This is a genomic window from Anaerotignum faecicola (assembly GCA_024460105.1).
Lineage (GTDB): Bacteria > Bacillota > Clostridia > Lachnospirales > Anaerotignaceae > JANFXS01.
This window is the reverse complement of record JANFXS010000534.1, coordinates 1-395: the sequence shown is the minus strand read 5'-3', so window position 1 is coordinate 395 and position 395 is coordinate 1. Positions and strand designations below refer to the sequence as shown.

General features: G+C 51.4%; 1 protein-coding gene. It reads right to left on the bottom strand.

Annotated features, from left to right (window positions below; translation table 11 throughout):
- The coding region (locus NE664_15260; GenBank protein MCQ4727990.1) for a putative DNA modification/repair radical SAM protein at positions 1-395 on the bottom strand (395 nt) is incomplete at both ends.

Below are 395 nucleotides of genomic sequence, written 5' to 3'. Positions count from 1 at the left end.
CAGCTGACGGTAGGCTCCCTGATGGCTGATATCCCATACCGCACGCCGTTCATCTCCAACTAAATGGCTGGTGATATAGTCTTCATCCATCCGGATCGGTGCCATCATCCTTCCTGAACATGTAATAAAATACATGGCTCTCTTCAGCACCACCCCCATCTTCTTCAAGGCATCGAAATCCAGCACCCCCTGTTTTCTGGCTGCAATAATTCTTTTTACGGACTTCACGCCCATTCCGGGAACCCGCAGAAGCGTATAGTAATCGGCCCGGTTGATCTCCACCGGAAACTGCTCCAGATGGCGGAGTGCCCAGTCGCACTTAGGGTCCAGAAATACATTGAAATTCGGCCGGTCCTCCGTCAGGAGCTCCGATGCCTTAAAACCATAAAAACGCA